Origin of the sequence: Actinomadura sp. NPDC048394, assembly GCF_040651755.1 — a bacterium.
GTDB classification, from domain to species: domain Bacteria; phylum Actinomycetota; class Actinomycetes; order Streptosporangiales; family Streptosporangiaceae; genus Spirillospora; species Spirillospora montaniterrae.
Genome location: NZ_JBEZJL010000028.1, coordinates 76,133 through 89,842, shown reverse-complemented (window position 1 = coordinate 89,842; position 13,710 = coordinate 76,133). Strand labels below are relative to the sequence as shown.

Annotated in this window: 14 protein-coding genes; 7 read left to right on the top strand and 7 right to left on the bottom strand. The window is 74.9% G+C overall.

The features are described from left to right. Positions 1-13 precede the first annotated feature (13 nt). From AB0C78_RS21880 to AB0C78_RS21865, 4 genes are read left to right on the top strand one after another with little or no spacing between them, the layout of a single operon-like run. A complete protein-coding gene (locus AB0C78_RS21880; RefSeq protein WP_360750634.1) occupies positions 14-706 on the top strand; it encodes an energy-coupling factor ABC transporter permease in 693 nt (230 codons plus the stop codon). Between the two features lie 53 nt (positions 707-759). Continuing rightward, positions 760-1,077, top strand: coding sequence for a PDGLE domain-containing protein (locus AB0C78_RS21875; protein ID WP_360750632.1), 318 nt, complete (start codon positions 760-762; stop codon positions 1,075-1,077). Next, positions 1,074-1,838: a cobalt ECF transporter T component CbiQ gene (gene cbiQ, locus AB0C78_RS21870; RefSeq protein ID WP_360750630.1), complete on the top strand. Its 765-nt coding sequence runs from the start codon at positions 1,074-1,076 to the stop codon at positions 1,836-1,838. The genes AB0C78_RS21875 and cbiQ overlap by 4 nt, the downstream gene beginning before the upstream one ends. Further along, on the top strand, positions 1,838-2,608 hold the full coding sequence (locus tag AB0C78_RS21865; RefSeq protein WP_360750628.1) for an ABC transporter ATP-binding protein: 771 nt from the start codon (positions 1,838-1,840) through the stop codon (positions 2,606-2,608). Before cbiQ ends, AB0C78_RS21865 begins: the two co-directional genes overlap by 1 nt. A 57-nt stretch (positions 2,609-2,665) precedes the next feature. Here AB0C78_RS21865 and hemL read toward each other — a convergent pair whose 3' ends face one another. The 6 genes from hemL to AB0C78_RS21835 form a co-directional block, all read right to left on the bottom strand. Next, the gene (gene hemL / locus AB0C78_RS21860) at positions 2,666-3,970 is read right to left on the bottom strand and encodes a glutamate-1-semialdehyde 2,1-aminomutase (protein WP_360750626.1); all 1,305 of its coding nucleotides are present in this window, start codon (positions 3,968-3,970) and stop codon (positions 2,666-2,668) included. 29 nt (positions 3,971-3,999) lie between these two features. Then, entirely contained in the window at positions 4,000-4,638 is a 639-nt protein-coding gene (locus AB0C78_RS21855; RefSeq protein ID WP_360750624.1) for a hypothetical protein, read from the bottom strand. A 15-nt stretch (positions 4,639-4,653) separates the two neighbouring features. Further along, the gene (locus tag AB0C78_RS21850; protein WP_360750622.1) at positions 4,654-5,142 is read right to left on the bottom strand and encodes a hypothetical protein; all 489 of its coding nucleotides are present in this window, start codon (positions 5,140-5,142) and stop codon (positions 4,654-4,656) included. 79 nt (positions 5,143-5,221) lie between these two features. After that, positions 5,222-6,535: an IS701 family transposase gene (locus AB0C78_RS21845; protein WP_360750620.1), complete on the bottom strand. Its 1,314-nt coding sequence runs from the start codon at positions 6,533-6,535 to the stop codon at positions 5,222-5,224. Between the two features lie 421 nt (positions 6,536-6,956). After that, entirely contained in the window at positions 6,957-7,556 is a 600-nt protein-coding gene (locus AB0C78_RS21840) for a response regulator transcription factor (protein WP_360750698.1), read from the bottom strand. Between the two features lie 644 nt (positions 7,557-8,200). Further along, entirely contained in the window at positions 8,201-8,878 is a 678-nt protein-coding gene (locus AB0C78_RS21835) for a TetR/AcrR family transcriptional regulator (RefSeq protein ID WP_360750618.1), read from the bottom strand. Positions 8,879-8,989: 111 nt separating this feature from the next. Here AB0C78_RS21835 and AB0C78_RS21830 point away from each other — a divergent pair, with 111 nt between their 5' ends. From AB0C78_RS21830 to ccsB, 3 genes are read left to right on the top strand one after another with little or no spacing between them, the layout of a single operon-like run. Then, positions 8,990-9,994 carry an ABC transporter ATP-binding protein gene (locus AB0C78_RS21830; RefSeq protein ID WP_360750616.1) on the top strand — a complete coding sequence of 335 codons (1,005 nt, stop codon included), beginning with the start codon at positions 8,990-8,992 and terminating at the stop codon, positions 9,992-9,994. Next, positions 9,994-10,749 (top strand): ABC transporter permease, encoded by a 756-nt coding sequence (locus tag AB0C78_RS21825; protein ID WP_360750614.1) that lies wholly within the window; start codon positions 9,994-9,996, stop codon positions 10,747-10,749. Before AB0C78_RS21830 ends, AB0C78_RS21825 begins: the two co-directional genes overlap by 1 nt. Positions 10,750-10,759: 10 nt before the next feature. Further along, a complete protein-coding gene (gene ccsB, locus AB0C78_RS21820; RefSeq protein ID WP_360750612.1) occupies positions 10,760-11,782 on the top strand; it encodes a c-type cytochrome biogenesis protein CcsB in 1,023 nt (340 codons plus the stop codon). Here ccsB and AB0C78_RS21815 read toward each other — a convergent pair. Next, positions 11,753-13,642 carry a heavy metal translocating P-type ATPase gene (locus AB0C78_RS21815; protein WP_360750610.1) on the bottom strand — a complete coding sequence of 630 codons (1,890 nt, stop codon included), beginning with the start codon at positions 13,640-13,642 and terminating at the stop codon, positions 11,753-11,755. The two genes, ccsB and AB0C78_RS21815, sit on opposite strands and share 30 nt — an antisense overlap. Positions 13,643-13,710: the final 68 nt, after the last annotated feature.

Sequence of the window (13,710 nt, the reverse complement as noted above, 5' to 3'; positions counted from 1 at the left end):
GAAAGGAAACGTCGTGCACGTCCCCGACGGATTCATCGACGCGCCCGTCTGCGCCGGAGCCGGCCTCTTCGCCGCGGCCGGCGTCTCCCTGTCCCTCTACAAGGCCCGATCCGAGCTCGACGAACGCACCGCGCCGCTCGCCGGGCTGATGGCCGCGTTCGTCTTCGCCGCCCAGATGATCAACTTTCCGGTCGCCGGCGGCACCAGCGGCCACGTCCTCGGCGGCGCCCTCGCCGCGATCCTCGTCGGCCCGTACGCCGCCGTGCTGTGCCTGTCGGTGGTGCTGTCGGTCCAGGCGCTGCTGTTCGCCGACGGCGGGCTGACGACGCTCGGCGTCAACATCACGCTGATGGGCATCGTCACCGCCGTCGTCGGGCACGCGGTGTTCCGCCTGCTGGCACGGCTGCTGCCGGACCGGCCGCGCGCGCTCAGCGCCGCCGCGTTCGCCGCCGCGGCGGTGTCGGTCCCCGTCGCCGCGCTCGGCTTCGTCGGCGTCTACGCGATCGGCGGGACGGCGGACGTCCCGCTCGGCACCGTCGCGGCGGCCATGGTCGGCGTGCACGTGCTGATCGGCCTCGGCGAAGGGCTCATCACCGCGGTCACGGTCGGCGGCGTGCTGGCCGTCCGGCCCGACCTCGTCCACGGCGTCCGGACCGCGCGGCGCCGCGCGGCCCGGGTCGCGCCGCCCGAACCGTCGCGGATCTGAAGCGCACGAACCGACCGAGACAGCGCACGAACCGACCGAGACTAGGAAGCTCCATGGACACGAGCGTCAAACGGCTGCTGGCGGCGGGGATCGTCATCGCCCTCGTCCTCGCCGGGCTGGTCAGCTACTACGCCAGCAGCAAACCGGACGGCCTGAACAAGGTCGCCGCCGACCACCGCATGAACCGCAAGGAGCGCACGAGCCCCGCCGGCGGGTCCCCCGTCAGCGGGTACGGGGTGAAGGGCGTCAAGGACGGACGGCTGTCGGACGGGCTCGCCGGGGTCATCGGGGTCGGCGTGACCCTGGCGATCGGCGGCGGCGTGTTCTGGACCGTCCGCCGCCGGCGCGCGCCCCGCCGGGAGGAGCCGTGAGCGGCGGGCACGCGCACCGGCTGTACCGGCACGGCGACACGCCCGTGCACCGGCTCCCGCCGCAATGCAAGATCGTCGCGGCGCTCGCCTTCGTGGTGGCGGTGGTGGCCACGCCGCGCGAGCAGGTGTGGGCCTTCGGGCTGTACGCGCTCGTCCTCGCGGCGGTCGCGGCGGCCGCGCGGGTCCCCGCCGGGTTCGTCGCCCGGCGCATGCTGGTGGAGGTGCCCTTCGTCGCGTTCGCGCTGGGGCTGCCGTTCATCGTGCACGGGCGCCCCGTCGCGATCGCCGGGATCACGGTGAGCGCGGCCGGGCTGTGGGCCGCGTGGAACATCCTGGCCAAGGCCACGCTCGGCATCACCGCGTCGATCCTGCTGGCCGCGACGACCGAGCCGCGCACGCTGCTCGTCGGCATCGAACGCCTCGGGCTGCCGCCCCTGCTGGTGCAGATCGCCTCGTTCATGCTGCGGTACGCCGACGTCATCCTCGACGAGCTGCGCCGCATGCGGATCGCGCGGACGTCCCGCGGCTTCGACGCGCGCGACGTCCGGCACGTCCGGACGCTGGCGCGGTCGCTGAGCGCGGTGTTCCTGCGCTCCTACGAGCGCGGCGAACGCGTCTACGTCGCCATGGCCAGCCGGGGCTACGAGGGACGAAGCCCGGTGATCCGCGAGCTGCCGGTCTCGGCCGCGCAGTGGGCGGCGGCGGGTCTCGTCCCCGCCGTCGCCGCCGTGACGGCCGCGACGGCCTGGGCGGTGAACTGATGGACGACGCGCTCAACGGTTCCGCGCCGCCGCCGTCCGTGCAGGTCGACGACCTGGCGTACGCCTATCCCGGGGGCGCCGAGGCGCTGCGCGGCGTGGACCTCACCGTCCGGCCGGGCGAGCGCGTCGCGCTGCTCGGCCCGAACGGCGCCGGGAAGACCACGCTGGTCCTGCACCTCAACGGCGTCCTGTCCGGCGGCCGGGGGACCGTCCGGATCGCCGGCCTTCCGGTCGCGAAGGAGCACCTCCGGGAGATCAGGCGGCGGGTGGGGATCGTCTTCCAGGACCCCGACGACCAGCTGTTCATGCCGACCGTCCGCGAGGACGTCGCCTTCGGCCCGGCGAACCTCGGCCTGCGCGGCGGCGAGCTCGACGGGCGGGTCGAGGACGCGCTGCGCCGGGTCGGCATGCTGCACGCCGCCGGCCGGCCGCCGCAGCACCTGTCGTTCGGGCAGCGGCGCCGCGTCGCGGTCGCGACCGTCCTGGCGATGGAGCCGGAGATCCTCGTGCTGGACGAGCCGTCGTCCAACCTGGACCCGGCGAGCCGCGCGGAGCTGGCCGAGCTCCTGCTGTCCCTCGGCGTCACCGTGCTGATGGTCACGCACGACATGCCGTACGCCGCCGAGCTGTGCCCGCGCTCGCTGATCCTGTCCGGCGGCCGCATCGTCGCCGACGGCGCCACCGGCACCGTCCTCGCGGACGACGAGCTGCTCAACGCGCACCGGCTGCGGCTGCCCTACGGCTTCTCGCCGACCGCGCATCCGGTCTGACGGCAACGGCGAAGGCGGCCACCGGAATCCGGTGGCCGCCTTCGTGTGCGCGCGGGATCAGGTGCCGCCGCGGACGTCCGCCGCGGCGCGCGCCGCGTACGGGAGGACCTCGATCACGCGATCGAGCGCGGCGTCATCGTGGGACGCGGAGACGAACCACGCCTCGTACCCCGAAGGCGGCAGGTGGACGCCCCGCTCCAGAGCCGCGTGGAAGAACGCCGCGTACCGTGCCGCGTCCTGCGTGCGGGCACCGTCGTAGTCGACGACCTCGTCCCGGACCCCGAAGAAGACCGAGAAGAGGTTGCCGCCGCTCTGCATGCGGTACGGCACCCCCTCCTTGTCCAGGGCCTCGGCCGTCGCCGCCATCAGCGCGGCCGCCGCACGGTCGATCCGCGCGTACGCCTCCGAGGTCGCCTGCCGGAACGTCGCCATCCCGGCGGCGGTGGCGAGCGGGTTCCCCGACAGCGTCCCCGCCTGGTAGACGGGCCCGGCCGGGGCGAGCAGCTCCATGATCTCGGCGCGGCCGCCGAACGCGGCGGCCGGCAGGCCCCCGCCCATGACCTTGCCGAACGTCATCAGGTCCGCCGCCGTCTCCTGGCGGCCGTGCCACCCGGACGCCGTGACGCGGAACCCGGTGAGGACCTCGTCCACGACCAGCAGCGCGCCGTCCTCCCGGCACAGCCGCGCGAGCAGCGCGTTGAAGCCGTCGCGCGGCGGCACCACGCCCATGTTCGCCGGGCACGCCTCGGTGATCACGCACGCGATCTCCCCGGGGTGCGCGGCGAACGCGGCCCGGACCGCGCCGGCGTCGTTGTAGGGCAGCACGATGGTGTCGGCCGCCGCCGCGCCGGTCACCCCCGGCGAGTCCGGCAGCCCGAACGTCGCGACCCCCGACCCGGCCGACGCCAGCAGCCCGTCGGCGTGCCCGTGGTAGCAGCCGGCGAACTTGACCGCCTTCGCCCGGCCGGTGAAGCCGCGCGCGAGCCGGATCGCCGACATGGTCGCCTCGGTGCCGGAGCTCACCAGCCGCACCCGCTCGACCGGCGCGCGCCGCGCGATCTCCTCGGCGAGCTCCACCTCGCCCTCCGTGGGCGCGCCGTACGACGTGCCCTGCGCCGCGGCGACGCGCAGCGCCGCCACGACGGCCGGATGGGCGTGCCCGAGCAGCGCCGCGCCCCACGAGCAGACGAGGTCGACGTACTCGTTCCCGTCCACGTCGACGAGGTACGGGCCCCGGCCCGAGGTCATGAACCGGGGCGTGCCGCCCACGGCGCCGAACGCCCGCACCGGCGAGTTCACCCCGCCGGGCGTGATCCGCCGCGCGCGGTCCCACAGCCGCTCCGTACGCTCCATCCGGCCCATCGCCGCCTCCTCCCTCTCGGTCCGGTGCTCTACTCGGCCGCCGCCGCGGCGGGCGGCGTCCGGTACCACTCGTGCACGTCGGCGATGTCGGCGACCTCGCCCTTCATGACCTCTCCGGGACGCTCCTCCTCACCGACGGCCAGCACGAACCGCGCCGGGACGTCGCCCGCGATCTCCATCGTGTAGGTGCCCTTCTCGGCCGACAGGCGGCCGATGCTGTAGCTGATGTAGGACGTGTCGGTGTACGGCTCGTCGAACGTCTCGCGCCGGTTCGCGGTGAACACCTGCCGCTCGCCGGACGGCGACACCAGCGCCAGGGACGGCAGCCGCTCCGGCGCGATCCCGGTCTCCGGCGGCAGCTTCGGGATCAGCATCTCGACGTACAGGACGTCGTCCTTCTCCAGGTCGGCCTGGACGGTCCGGGTCGCCCCGGGCTCGTCGATCACGCCGTAGAAGGCGAACGACACCTTGCCGTCGGGCAGGACCGGCGCGGACAGCGCGTCCTTGTTGAGGCGCGTCAGCACCACGGGGATGTGCGCGGCCAGGACGCCCGCGCGGAAGTCCCCCGCGGTGGCCACCAGCGCGGTGAGGCCGGCGCCCGCGCCCGCGAGGGCCGCCTGCGCGCGCCAGCCGAGCCGCCGGTGGACGGCCGTCAGATCGAGTTTCATGGTCACACCTCCAGGTCAGGCCGGGGCGTCCTGTCGCCCCGGCTGCTCGTCACGGCGGTAGCGGAAGACGCAGACCCGCTTGCCCTCGGTGCGGTGGGCGAGGGCCCGGACGCCGAGTTCCGGGAAGGCCCGCCGGGTCGCCTCCAGTTCCAGGCCGCACAGCAGCGGCTCGGCCCGCTCCGGCGGGATGCCGAGGCCGGCGGCGGCGGTCGTGCAGGTGCAGGTGAACGCGATCTCCAGCGCGGCGTCCTCGCCGGGACGGGAGTCGTCCACGACCTCGTGGACGAGGCCCGCCGCCTCCAGCCACGGCAGGGCGCGCGCGAGCCCGCGGGCGAGGACGGGCTCCTTCACCGCGGGGCCGAGCCTCGCCGCCTGCTTCTCGGGAAGGCCCTCGAGCATCGCCTCGCGGGCCCGTTCGGGGCCGAGCCGCTCGCGCAGCTCGCGGTAGCGCCGGAGCCGGCCGGCCAGCTCGCGGCGCAGGGCGTCGTCGGTGATCTCGTGCATGGCGGTCCCTTCGCTCTGATGGGGGAGGACGTGCGCAGCGTCGGCGGAGGCGGGGAACGCGCCGCCCGGGCGGGCGGCATCAGGGAGCGGTGCCGGTACCGGCCAGCGTCACGCCCGCGTGCGCGAGCAGGCCGAGGGTGATGTGCCGGTACCAGGCCTTCCACAGCCTGACCTCGTAGTGGTCGAGCCCGACCTCCCGCCGCGCCGACGCCGCGCACTGCGGCGCCAGCTCGGCCTGCCGGGCGACCTCGGCCAGTTCGCGCAGCGTCGCCGCGCGGGGGGCGGCGCACGCGTAGAGCCGCGTCCCGCGCCCGTCCCGGCGCACGAGGAGCCATTCGTCGAGCCCGCCGTTCCCGGTGCGCCGGAGCGGGACGCGCGCGGAATGGCACGCGCCGCCGCGCCGTACCGGATCGTCCCGGTCCGTGGTGGTCAGCCACTCGTGCGCCGGGATCGACGCGGCGACCTCCTCGGGCGCGACGCGCCGCCCGCCGCCGAGGCCGATCACGCCGGGCCTCGTCGCGGACGCGAGCCCGAGGACGTGCGGGATCGCGCGCCCGGCGAGCCGCCGGCGCAGCTCGGCGTCGGTGCCGAACGGCGCCTCGGCCGCGACCCAGGCGGCGGGGACCCCGGCGGCCAGCGCGCGGTCGAGCATCTCCCAGCCCAGCCGTCCGGGGCCGCGGAACGGAACGTCCGCGGGGACGCGGGCCGCGGAGCGCCGGACCGGGTCCCGCGCCCAGCCGGCCGGCAGGTACAGCTCGCGGTCGATGATGGCCTGAGCGCGCGGCGCGGCGTAGGTGAGGAAGACGGCCACCTGGCAGTTCTCCACGACGCCGGACGAAGGGGAGAACTGGCGCGCGACGCCGACGGACCGGTCGCCCTTCTTGGCGAAGCCCTGCTCGTTCAGCACCAGCACCGCGTCCGGGGCACCGAGGTGCTCCACGATGACGTCGCGCAGGTCGTCCCTCAGCTCGTCGGCGTCCCACCGGGCCGTCGTCAGCAGCCGCTGCATCCCGTCGGGGCGCGGCTCGCCCGCGCTCTCCGCGAGCCGGCTGGCGTTGCGGCGCTCGGCGGACAGCACCATGCCGCGCAGGAAGGCGAAGGCGCGGTCGCGCGGTTCGGCCCGCGCGAAGCGGGGCGCGATCAGCCGGTGCAGCCTCCGCAGCACCAGTTCGGCGCGCTGGGCGGGCGCGGGCGGAGACCCGTTCGGGGCGTGCCGCCGCCTGGGCGGCGGGGTCGCCTGCGGGCGCGGGCCGCCGGGCGGTCGCCGGGACGCGAACGACCGTTCTCGCGGGGGCGCCGTCGGCGCCGTCGGCGCTGTGGGCGCTGTGGGCGCCGTGGGCGAGAATCCGGCCGGCTCGTCCGTGCAGATCTGCGCATGCATGATTTCAGCCATTCATCGCGACAGTTTCTCGGGTTTCCCGGAAAAACGAACATCGTCACAGTAATCTGGCTGCGCTCCGGCTGTCTTCAACGAGCTGTTGATCTTCCAGGGAGGGGAAGTGGCCGTCATTGAGCTGATCTTCAACGGGTGCCCGGTCGGCTTTTCGTCCTGATCAACGGAAGGCGCGGGCGCCGGCCGCTCATTTCCACGGACGTGGAGGGCGGTGGCGGCGTTCCCGTACCGGTGTGGAAGGGGATGGGAAAATCCCATGTCCTCGCATCGCCGCCCGCGATGGGACGGATTCGCGCCGAACGCCCGCCCGCCCGATATGCATCATCCTGGCTATTGCGATGCTATTGCAATAGCCAGGATGACGCATCTGTTTCCGGGCGGCATCGAGGGGCCGGCCGGCCCGCGGCGGCGGGCGGTGCCGCTAACGGCGGTTGGCGGGCTCCTCCGCCATGAGGCCCTGCCGGTACGCGAACGCGACGACCTGGGTCCGCCCGGACATGCCGAGCTTGGCGGTGATGTGGTGCATGTGGGAGCGGACGGTCGCGGTGGAGACGTGGAGCTCGGCGGCCACCTCGGTGTCCGACAGCCCGCTGGAGACCAGCTCGAGGACCCGGCGCTCGCGCTCGCTGAGCGTCCGCACGACCGGCGCCTGGACGGTGCTCGCGACCGGGACGCGCGCCGCCCAGTCGAGCAGGTGGCTGGTCATGGTCGCCGTCAGCACCGCCCCGCCGGCGGCCACGGCCCGGACGGTGCGGACCAGCTCCGACGGCGGGCTCTCCTTGCTCGCGACGCCGCGGACCCCGGCGCGCAGGGCGTCGAGCAGCGACCCCTCGTGCTTCGGCGCCGCCATCACCACGACGCTCGGCGCGGTGCGCCCGCCGGCCGCCGCCCGCACGCGCCCGACCAGGTCGAGCACGTCGAGATCGGGCATCGGCAGCCCGACCAGCACCAGGTCGGCGTCGTGCTCGCGCACCATCGACAGCAGGTGCCGCGTCTTGCGGGTCTCCCCGACGATCTCGATGTCGCGTTCGGGTTCGAAACGGCCCGCACGCCGACCAAGGTGAGGGTCTGCTGGTCGTAGACGATCACCCGAACCGGCATGCGACCCCCCGCTGGAAAAGCCGCCCCCGCCACTGCCGAACCATCAGCACACCCCCATGCGCATCCGCCGAACCGCGCTCCGTCCGAACGACCCCCGACCCCTGCCCGCCCGCCTACGCGGCGGACCGCGGACACCTCCGGAACGCGCTCCGGGCACGGCGGGGGACGGGGCGGCTTCGGGAGGCGGTCACTGGGAACACGAGCAGCCGCCCCGCCGCCGCACGGACGGCGGGGCGAAGGCTCACCGCGCAAGAAGGACCCGAAGCGATACGGACGACAACGCTTCGCACGCCAAAGTCAACCTTCTGTAATCGACCTACGGCCTCGCCGTCAGCGTATACATGGGCCCTATGGGCGCGGCAATACATTGACGTGAAGCGGTCCAATCAATTCGACCGCGCGCGGCCGTTATTCCCGGCGGCGTTCAACTGCGGAAAAAGGAGGCGACTTCCGCGCGCCGGACGAATGCGCCGCGGGCGCGCTTCCGGAACGACGGCGTCCGGTCGGGCCCGGTTCGTGATCCGGAATGAGGGGCGGCGCTCCAGGGGCGGAACGCCGGTCGGGTCACTCCGCGGTCCCGCTGCCGCCCCGGTCGTCAATGGCCTTTCCGGGGGTAACGGCATCACCGTCCGGGGGAGCTGGAACTGCCGTCTCGGCGCCCAGGCTGCGCAGCACGAACGTGGTGACGCGCTCGACGGTCTCGCCGAGGTCCCGGGCGCCCTGGCCGAGGGGGTAGCGCTCGGCGCCGAGGCACGCGTGCACGAGGTGCGCGGTCGCGGCCGGGTCGCAGGGGGCGAACTCCCCGGCGCGGACGCCGTCCTCGATGATCCCGGTGAGCAGCCGTCCGAGCGGGCCGACGTGCGCGTGCATCTCCTCGTACCCGTCCGGGCCGAGCAGCGTGGCGAGCTCGGGGCCGGCGGGCTGCGGGTAGGCGGCGAAATCGGCGAGCTGCTGGCGGACGTAGACGCGGATGCGGTCGGCCGGGTCGTCCGCGCCCTCCAGGGCCCGCAGCAGCTCGTCGGTGAAGCGCCTGGTCTCGTACTCGGCGTGGGCGATCAGCAGGGCGCGGACGTCGGCGAAGTAGTTGTAGACGACGCTGCGGTTGAGCCCTGAGCGGTTGGCGACCTCCGCCATGGACAGCCGGTCCACGCCGTCGGCGGTCATGATCTCCCGCACCGCGACCAGGATGCGCTCGCGCATGGCGGCGCGGTGCTGATCGAGGGATCCGGTTATGCGGGGCACGCTCTGCATCGTAGGCGACTCCGTTCCGCCGCTCGCATGGCTGACCAGCGCGAACGAGCTTACATGGTGGTACTACAAGCCGTAGATACAAGACGTCTGTATGGTTGCCCCATGGCCATTCGCAGCAGGACCGGCTCCGGGCCGCCGCCCCCGCGGCCTGCCGGAGGCCGCGCCCCGCGCGGCGGGGGCACGGCCGCCGCCTGCGCCGCGCGCGGACTGACCCGCACCTACCCGGGCGCCGCGCGTCCGGCGGTCGAGGACGTGTCCCTGGACGCGCGCCCCGGCGAGGTGTTCGGCGTGCTCGGCCGCAACGGCGCGGGCAAGACGACCCTCGTCCGGCTGCTCGTCGGCCTGCTCCGGCCGGACGCCGGCCGCGTCCTGGTCGGCGGGACCGACGTGACGGCGCGCGCGGCGCACGCCGCCGAGCACCTCGCCTACCTGCCGCAGCACGAATCCGCGCTGTCCGACATGTCCGTGCGGACCGCGCTGGAGACGACCGGGCGGCTGCGCGGCCTGAGCCGCCCCGAAGCCCGCGCGCAGAGCGACGCCCTCATCGCCGAACTCGACCTCGCCGCGCTCGCCGACCGCCGCGTCGGGCGGCTCTCCGGCGGCCAGCGCCGGCTCGCCGGAGTCGCCGCGACGCTCGCCGGCGAGCGGCCCCTGCTCGTCCTCGACGAACCGACCACCGGCCTCGACCTCGACGCCCGCCGCACCGTCTGGGACGCGCTCGACCGGCGGCGGGCCGGCGGCGCGGCCGTGATCCTGGTGACCCACAACGTCCTCGAAGCCGAGACCGTCCTCGACCGCGTCCTCGTCCTCGGCCGGGGACGCCCCGTCGCCTGCGACACCCCCGGCCGCCTCAAGGACCGGTTCGGCGGGCTCGTCCGCCTCGACCTGACCTGGCGCGGCGACCCGCCGCTCGACCCCCGCGACCTCGGCGGCCCGGTCCGGCGGCGCGGCCTGCGCTGGTCGGCCCGGCTCCCCGCCGGGCAGGCGCACGAAGCCCTCGGCCGCATCCTCGCCGGCCCCGCCTACACCGCGCTCGACGACTTCGGCCTCGCCCCGCCGAGCCTCGAGGACGTCCTGCTCGCCTGCGACGACGCGGAAGAGGGCTGATGGCCGCCACCGCACCGGGGACCCTCGCCGCCGCGGCCGCCGTGCACACCGCGCAGCTCGGCCGCGCCCGCGCGGGCGGCGGCGCCGTCGTGATCGTCGCCACCGTGCAGTCGCTGGCGATCCTCGCCCTGCTGCACGGCGTCGGCGCGACGGCCGGCCAGGGCTCCCGCGCGGCCGTCGTGTCCGGAGCGGTCCTGTCCGCGGTGGCCTTCGTCGCGTGGAACCTGCTCGCCCAGCGCCTCGCCGCGGTCAAGGCGGGCGGCGGCATGGACTACTTCGGGACGCTCCCGGTCCGCCCCGCCGCCGTGGTGCTGGGGTTCTGCTCCTGCTACGCGACGTTCGCCGTCCCCGGGATCGTGCTGACCGCCGCGGCGGGCACGGCGCTGTTCTCGCTGCCCATCGCCCACCTGTGGGTCCTGGTCCCGGCGGCGCTGACCTCGTGCGTGGCGCTGAGCGGGCTCGGCGCCCTCAGCGGCCTCGGCCCCGCGCGTCCCGAGGTCGCGACGCTCGCCGGCCAGTTCGGCCTGACGGCCGTCATCTTCCTCGGCCTGATCCCGCCGTCCTCGCTGCCGGACGGGGTCGCCGCCGTCCGCGCCGCCATCCCGCTCGCCTACGACATCGACGCGTTCGCGTCCGCCCTCACCTCGCACCCCGACTGGACGGGCATCGCCCTGCGCCTGGCGGGATCCGCCGCCTTCGGCGCCTGCTGCCTCGCCCTCGCCGCCCGCGCGTACCGCAGAACACTCGACTCGTGAAGGAGACACCATGCCGCCCGACTCCGCGCTCGCCACGCTGAGCGACAGCCTCACCAACGCGTCCACCGCGCTGTACACCTTCGCCGCCGTGGCGTTCGCCGCCGTCTTCGCCTACCGCCGCACCACGGTCGCGGCTCCCGCCGCGGTCCAGGTCCGCGAACGCGTCCTGGCCGGCGTCGGCGCCCGCGAGGAACCCGTCGCCGACCCGGTTCCCGTGCCCGCCCCCGTCGCCGCCGCCGAGCCGGAGCCCGAGGCGGGGGTCTTCACAGCCGACCGGTTCGGACGCTTCGCGGTGGGCCTGACCGTGCTGGGCTGGGCCGTCCAGCTGGCCGCGCTCGTCACCCGCGGCCTCGCGGCCGACCGCGTCCCGTGGGCCAACATGTACGAGTTCATCTGCGCCGCGACCTTCACCGCCGTGACCGCGATGCTCGTGCTGTTCTCCCGCAAGCGCACCTACTACCTCGGCGCCTTCGTGATGTTCCCCGTCGTGGTCGCGCTCGGCCTCGCCACCACGATCCTCTACATCCCGGTCAGCCCGCTCCAGCCGTCGCTGCACTCGTACTGGCTGGCCATCCACGTCCTCGCCGCCGTCATCTCCTGCGGCGGATTCACGGTCACCACCGCGCTGACCGCCCTGTACCTGTACCGCGGCCGCGTCGCGTCCGCCGACGACGACCCGGCCGACCGGTCGACGGTCGCCGCGATCGCGTCCCGCCTGCCGGGCGCCGCCACGCTCGAACGCCTGGCGCGGCAGACGCTGATGTTCGCCTTCCCCATCTGGACGTTCGCCATCATCGCCGGGGCGATCTGGGCCGACAACGCCTGGGGCCGCTACTGGGGCTGGGACCCGAAGGAGACCTGGGCGTTCATCACCTGGATCGTCTACGCCGCGTGCCTGCACGCCCAGACCACCCGGGGCTGGAGCGGGCGCAAGGCCGCCGTCATCGCCCTCCTCGGCTACGGCTGCCTGCTCTACAACCTCATCGGCGTCAACATCTGGGGTTCAGGCCTGCACTCCTACGCCGGCGAATGACCGCCGCCGCCCGCCGCGCCACGCGCCGCTCGCGAGCAGCCGCAAACCGTTGAGCCCGACGATCACGGTGGAGCCCTCGTGGCCCGCGACGCCGAGGGGCAGCGGCAGGGTGCCGGCCAGGTCCCAGATCACCAGGCCGGTGATGAACGCCGCGGCGATGGCCAGGTTCTGCACCACCAGCCGCCGGGCCCGCCGCGACAGATCGATGACGGCGGGAACGGCAGCCAGCTCGTCGCGGACGACGACGGCGTCGGCGGTCTCCAGAGCCAGGTCGGAACCGGCGCGTCCCATCGCGATGCCGGTGTGCGCGGCGGCCAGCGCGGGCGCGTCGTTGACCCCGTCGCCGACGACCAGCACCCGTCCGTCCATCGCCCGGACGGCGGCGACCTTGTCCTGGGGGAGCAGCCCGGCGCGGACGTCGCCGATGCCGACCTCTCCGGCCAGCCGCGAGGCGGCGCGCGGATTGTCGCCGGTCAGCAGGACCGGGGCGGTGCCCGTGAGGGCGGTCAGGTCGGCGACGGTCGCGGCGGCGCCGGGACGGAGCCGGTCGGTGATGCCCAGCACGCCGGCCGGCGCGCCGTCCACCTCGACCAGCACCGCGGTGCGCCCCTGCTCCTCCAGCCGCTCGGCCAGGGCGGCACCGCGGTCCCCGGCGAGCCGGGCGGGGGCGCCGACCGCGACGCGGCGCCCGCCGACGGTGGCGGCGACGCCGGTCCCGGGCTCGGACGTGAAGTCGGCCGCCGCCGGGACGGCCAGGCCCCGAGCGCGCGCGGCCCCCACGATGGCGCCGGCGAGCGGATGCTCGCTGGGACGCTCGGCGGCGGCCGCCAGCGCCAGCAGCTCGTCCCGGGTGAGGCCCGCGTCTGGGAGCGGGCGCACCTCGTCCACCTGCGGGACGCCTTCGGTGAGCGTGCCCGTCTTGTCGAAGGCGACCCGGTCGACCTGCCCGAGCCGCTCCATCACCACCGCCGACTTCACCAGCACGCCGTGCCGTCCGGCGTTGGCGATCGCCGACAGCAGCGGAGGCATGGTCGCCAGCACCACCGCGCACGGCGACGCGACGATCATGAACGTCATCGCGCGCAGCAGCGCCCCGGCCGGCTCGGCGCCGAACGCCAGCGGCACCGCGAACACCGCCAGCGTCGTCGCCACCATCCCCACGCTGTAGCGCCGCTCGACCTTCTCGATGAACAGCTGTGTCGGGGCCTTGGTCGCGGAAGCCTCCTCCACCATCGCCACGATCCGCGCGATCACCGAGTCGGACGGATCGCGCTCCACCTTCACCCGCAGGGCACCGGTCCCGTTCAGGGTGCCGGCGAACACCTCGTCCCCGGCCCGCTTGGCCACCGGCAGCGGCTCGCCGGTGATGGTGGCCTGGTCGACCTCGCTCGCCCCGTCCAGGACGCGGCCGTCGGCGCCGACCCGCTCGCCCGGCCGCACGAGGACGACCTCGCCGGGACTGAGCCGGTCGGTCGGGACGAGCTCCTCGGTGCCGTCGTCGGCGAGCCGGGTGGCCGTCGCGGGCGCCAGGTCGAGCAGTCCGCGGACCGAGTCGGAGGTACGGGCGGTGGCGACCGCCTCCAGCGCGCCGGACGTGGCGAAAATGACGATCAGCAGCGCACCGTCCAGCACCTGCCCGATCGCCGCCGCGCCCAGCGCGGCCACCACCATCAGCAGATCCACGTCCAGCGTCCCGCCGCGCAGCGCCCGCAGCCCCGCCCAGCCCGGCTCCCACCCGCCGCTGACGTAGGCCGCCGCGAACAGCGCACCCCACGCCCAGGCCGGACCGTCCAGCAGATAAACGGGCAGCCCGGCCAGGAAGAGCCCGAGCGCGGCCGCCGCCCACCGTGCTTCGGGCAACGCCGCGACCCTGGTGCGGCTCCGTGCGGTGACCAGCGTGGAAGACAAGGAAGAGGCCCTTCATGTGC

Excerpts from the sequence above, each read along its gene's own strand:
- AB0C78_RS21875 (WP_360750632.1), top strand. The coding sequence starts at position 760 with ATGGACACGAGCGTCAAACGGCTGCTGGCGGCGGGGATCGTCATCGCC.
- AB0C78_RS21865 (WP_360750628.1), top strand. The coding sequence starts at position 1,838 with ATGGACGACGCGCTCAACGGTTCCGCGCCGCCGCCGTCCGTGCAGGTC.
- AB0C78_RS21850 (WP_360750622.1), bottom strand. The coding sequence starts at position 5,142 with ATGCACGAGATCACCGACGACGCCCTGCGCCGCGAGCTGGCCGGCCGG.
- AB0C78_RS21845 (WP_360750620.1), bottom strand. The coding sequence starts at position 6,535 with ATGGCTGAAATCATGCATGCGCAGATCTGCACGGACGAGCCGGCCGGA.
- hemL (WP_360750626.1), bottom strand. The coding sequence starts at position 3,970 with ATGGGCCGGATGGAGCGTACGGAGCGGCTGTGGGACCGCGCGCGGCGG.
- AB0C78_RS21830 (WP_360750616.1), top strand. The coding sequence starts at position 8,990 with ATGGCCATTCGCAGCAGGACCGGCTCCGGGCCGCCGCCCCCGCGGCCT.
- AB0C78_RS21855 (WP_360750624.1), bottom strand. The coding sequence starts at position 4,638 with ATGAAACTCGATCTGACGGCCGTCCACCGGCGGCTCGGCTGGCGCGCG.
- ccsB (WP_360750612.1), top strand. The coding sequence starts at position 10,760 with ATGCCGCCCGACTCCGCGCTCGCCACGCTGAGCGACAGCCTCACCAAC.
- AB0C78_RS21825 (WP_360750614.1), top strand. The coding sequence starts at position 9,994 with ATGGCCGCCACCGCACCGGGGACCCTCGCCGCCGCGGCCGCCGTGCAC.